Genomic DNA, 4565 nt, shown 5'->3' with positions numbered 1-4565 from the left:
CGAGCACCACGAACGAGCCCCGCCAGGTCAGCCACGCCATCAACGCCGCCACCAGCGGCGGGGTCACCGAATTGCCGAGCCGCGAAAAGGCGTGGGTCAGGCCCTGCGCGAAGCCGCGGCTGCTCTCCGGCGTCCAGTACTGCATGGCGCGGGTTGCGGTCGGGAACGTCGCGCCTTCGCCGAAACCAAGCGCGAAGCGGGCCAGGAATAGCATCGGCAGGCTGTTGACGAAGCCGGTCGCGATCGTCGACAGCGCCCAGATCATGCCGCACCAGAACAGCGTCTTGCGCGGGCCAAAGGTGTCGCCGACCCAGCCGCCGGCCACCTGGAATAGCAAATAGGGATAGGCGAAGGCGGAGAAGACGAAGCCGAGCTCAGTGTTGCTGAGTGAGAGATCCTTCTGGATCCCGCTCGCGGCCGTGCTGATGTTCACCCGGTCGATATAGGTGATGAAATACATCATGCAGAGCATCGCGAGCACGACGTGCGTGGCCTTGAAGCGCGATCTCATTTTCACTCCCGACGTTTGGAATTTTATTGAAGGTGTTGGCACATCAAACAAAAACGCGGCGCCGGTGACCGGAGCCGCGTCTCACGATCGATCAGGTCTTGACCACCTTGAGATGTGAGACCGCGTTGCCTTGCGGGTGCTCTTCCAGCACCTTCATCGCGGCATCGACGCCGCCGGCGCGATGCGGCACGCCCGCGGCCACAAAGCCCATCTCGACGCCGGAGAGCGCGCCGACCAGGGTCAGTTCGTTGCATTCGCCGAGATGGCCGATGCGGAACACCTTGCCGGCGACCTTCGACAGGCCGGAGCCGAGCGACATGTTGTAGTTCTCCAGCACCAGCTTGCGGTACGCGTCGGCGTCATAGCCCGGCGGCATCAGCACCGCGGTGAGTACCGGTGAGAAATCCTTCGGCTCCTGGCACAGCACCTCCAGGCCCCAATGATTGACAGCGGCGCGGGCGGCGGCGGCCAGCCGCTGGTGCCGCGCGAACACCGCGTCGAGCCCTTCTTCAAGCAGCATCGCAATCGCTTCGCGCAAGCCGTAAAGCAGATTGGTCGCCGGCGTGTAGGGGAAAAAGCCGTTCGCGTTCGGCTTCAGCATCTCCTCCCAGTCCCAGAACGAGCGCGGCAGCTTGTTGGTCTTCGCAGTTGCGCGCGCCTTGTCGGAGATGGCGTTGAAGCCGAGGCCGGGCGGCAGCATGAAGCCCTTCTGTGAGCAGGAGACGGCGACGTCGACGCCCCACTCGTCGAAGCGGAAATCGGCCGAGCCGAGGCCGGAAATGGTGTCGACCATCAAGAGCGCCGGGTGCTTGGCGCTATCGATCGCGGCCCGCACCTCGCCGATCCCGGAGGTGGCACCGGTCGAGGTCTCGTTGTGCACGACCATCACCGCCTTGAGCTGATGGCTCTTGTCCGCCGTCAGCTTCTCCTCGATCACATTGGTATCGACACCGCGGCGCCAGTCGCCGGGCACGAAATCGACCTCGATGCCCCAGCGCGCCGCCATCTGACGCCACAAGGTGGCGAAGTGGCCGGTCTCGACCATCAGCACCTTGTCGCCTGGCGACAGCGTGTTGACGATCGCGGCCTCCCAGGCCCCGGTGCCCGAGGACGGATAGATGATGACGGGGCTGGTGGTCTTGAAGATGGTCTTCGAGCCCTCGAGCACGGCCTTGCCGAGCTCGGCGAATTCAGCGCTGCGGTGATCGATCACGGGCATGTCCATGGCCCGCAGCACCCGATCCGGCACCGGGCTAGGTCCCGGAATCTGCAGAAAGTGGCGTCCTTGGTGGCGCGTCACGGGCAATCTCCTCGAAGCAGCGTCTTGGTACGACAGAATTGCATTCAATTTTGATAACGGCAAGATGATAATGCATTCAATTCTGCGGTCGACGGCGATGGCGCCGGCCGCTAGAGTTTTCTGATGAACTCAGCGATTCCAGATAACGCGGTCGCCGCGTCGACCGATGCCAATGGCAAGGACGCGCCAGGACGCGATGAGGTCTCGCTGCATGACGAGATCCTGTCGCGGTTGCGCGACTACATCGTCGAGGGCAACATCCCTGACGGCGCGCGCATTTCGGAGCGGCAACTCTGTGAAATGCTGAAGGTTTCTCGCACGCCCCTGCGCGAGGCCTTGAAGGTGCTGGCGTCCGAAGGACTCGTGGAACTGCTGCCGAACCGCGGCGCCCGGGTGCGCCCGCTGCATGCCGACGACATCCGCGAATTGTTCGACCTGATGGGCGGGCTCGAAGGTCTCGCCGGCCGCCTCGCCTGCGAGCGGATTGCGGATGAAGAGATCCGAAAAATCGAGCAATTGCATCACGATATGTACGGTTTTTACATGCGCAGGGAGATGCAGGGATATTTCCGGATGAACCAGCTCATCCATCACGCCATCGTCGAAGCCGCCGGCAATGCGGCGCTGCGCGCCACCTATGAGAACCTGGCCGGTCGGATCAGGCGGGTGCGCTTCTCGGCCAATTTTGCCCAGAAGCGCGAGCGCTGGAGCGAGGCGATGCGCGAGCACGAATTGATGCTGGAGGCGCTGCGCCGCCGCGCCGGCAGCGAGCTCTCAGACATTCTGTTCCAGCACCTGCGCAACAAGGGCGCGGCTGCCATCACCTACCTCGATGAGCTCAACGCCGCCCCTGCTTCGGTGACATCCGCAAAGCTCGCCAAGATCGGCTGACACCGGTATCGCACCCCGCTGCGCGCTGGACTTGCATGCAAAATTTATTTACGTCTTGCAGCGAATGAATGAACATCAGGCGGGTTGGCGTCCCTGCTGTTGATGGAGCCGGGCGAGGAATCCCATGTCTCAAGCGCAAGCCGCCCTGTCGCGGCTCGAACAGAAGCTTCGCGCCCAGATCACGGGCGACGTGTTGTTCGATCGCTTCAATCGCGGCCGCTACGCCACCGATGCCTCCTTCTACCAGATTGTCCCGGCAGGCGTGGTGGTGCCGCGCACCATCGACGAGGCGCTGCGGGCGCTTTCGATCGCCCGCGACGACGGCCGCATCGTCACCCCGCGTGGTGGCGGCACCTCGCAATGCGGCCAGACCGTCAATGAAGGCATCGTTGTCGACTTCTCCAAGCACCTGAACAAGATCATCTCGCTCGACGTCAAGAACCGGACCTGCGTGGTCGAGCCCGGCATCGTGCTCGACGACCTCAATCGCCAGCTCAAGAAGCATGGCCTGTGGTTTCCGGTCGACGTCTCCACGGCGTCGCGCGCCACCATCGGCGGCATGGCCGGCAACAATTCCTGCGGCGGGCGGTCCTTGCGCTATGGGACGATGCGCGACAACACGATTTCGATCGATGCCGCGCTCGCCTCCGGCACCCAGCTGCATTTCGGCGAGGTGGCGCGCGACCTCAGCGACATCGAGGCGCCCGACGGCGGCCGCGCCTTGTTCCGCGACATGCTGGCGTTCGGCGAGCGCGAGGCCGCCGAGATTGCCGAACGATTCCCAAAGGTGCAGCGCCGGGTCGGCGGCTACAATCTCGATGCGCTGACCCCGCGCAACGCTGCCAACAACATGGCGCATCTGCTGGTCGGCTCCGAAGGCACGCTCGCCTTCTCCACCAGGATCGAGCTCAAGCTGTGGCCGCTGATCCGCAACAAGGTGCTCGGTGTCTGCCATTTCGGCAGCTTCTACGAGGCCATGGATGCCGCCCAGCACTTGGTCAAGCTGAAGCCGATCGCGGTCGAGCTGGTCGACCGCACCATGATCGCACTGGGCCGCGAGATCGCGATGTTCCAGCCGATCATCGGCGTCGCCGTGCGCGGCGATCCCGACGCCATCCTGGTGGTGGAGTTCGCCGAAGAGGATCAGGACCAGAACCTCGCCAGGCTGAAGCAGCTCGGCGAGCTGATGGGGGATCTCGGCTTCGCCTGGAGCAACGAGCCGCGCAAATGGGGCGGCGTGGTCGAGATCGTTGAGCCCGCGCTTCAAACAGGCGTCGCCGAATTCCGCGCGGCCGGCCTCAACGTGATGATGTCGATGAAGCAGGAGGGCAAACCGGTCTCCTTCGTCGAGGATTGCGCGGTACCGCTGCCGCATCTTGCCGATTACACCGCGCGGCTGAGTGAGGTGTTCGCCCAGCATGGCACCCGCGGCACCATGTATGCGCACGCCTCCGAAGGCTGCCTGCATGTGCGGCCTGTCTTGAATCTGAAGCTCGACAAGGACGTGCGCGCGATGCGCGCGATCGCCGAAGAAGCCTTCGCGCTGGTGCGCGAATACAAGGGCTCGCATTCCGGCGAGCATGGCGACGGCATCGTCCGCTCGGAATTCCACGCGCAGATGTTCGGCGAACGCATTGTCGCGGATTTCCGCGAGATTAAGCACCGCTTCGATCCGGGCAATGTGCTCAATCCGGGCCGCGTGGTCGATCCGCCCAGGATGGACGATCGCTCGCTGTTTCGCTACGCGCCGGACTATCGCGTCGGCGACATCAAGACCGTGCTCGACTGGTCGGCCTATCCCGGCAAGGGCCGCGGCTTCCAGGGCGCGGTCGAGATGTGCAACAACAACGGCGCCTGCCGCAA

General features: G+C 64.1%; 4 protein-coding genes. 2 read left to right on the top strand and 2 right to left on the bottom strand.

What is annotated here, in order from left to right; all coding sequences use genetic code 11:
* Both WA702_RS18985 and WA702_RS18980 read right to left on the bottom strand, forming a co-directional pair.
* The coding region (locus tag WA702_RS18985) for an MFS transporter (protein WP_425112072.1) at positions 1 to 511 on the bottom strand (511 nt) is incomplete at its 3' end.
* A 91-nt stretch (positions 512 to 602) separates the two neighbouring features.
* On the bottom strand, positions 603 to 1811 hold the full coding sequence (locus WA702_RS18980; protein WP_425112071.1) for a pyridoxal-phosphate-dependent aminotransferase family protein: 1209 nt from the start codon (positions 1809 to 1811) through the stop codon (positions 603 to 605).
* Between the two features lie 123 nt (positions 1812 to 1934).
* Here WA702_RS18980 and WA702_RS18975 point away from each other — a divergent pair, with 123 nt between their 5' ends.
* Together WA702_RS18975 and WA702_RS18970 are read left to right on the top strand one after the other, a co-directional pair.
* On the top strand, positions 1935 to 2702 hold the full coding sequence (locus WA702_RS18975) for a GntR family transcriptional regulator (protein WP_425112070.1): 768 nt from the start codon (positions 1935 to 1937) through the stop codon (positions 2700 to 2702).
* Between the two features lie 124 nt (positions 2703 to 2826).
* Positions 2827 to 4565 (top strand): FAD-binding oxidoreductase (locus WA702_RS18970; protein WP_425112069.1); only part of this gene is annotated, 1739 nt, incomplete at its 3' end.

It is taken from the genome of Bradyrhizobium sp. (assembly GCF_049798375.1).
In the GTDB taxonomy this organism is placed as follows: Bacteria; Pseudomonadota; Alphaproteobacteria; order Rhizobiales; family Xanthobacteraceae; genus Bradyrhizobium.
Note: the sequence above shows the minus strand (reverse complement) of the source record. Positions and strands in the feature narration are given on the sequence as shown.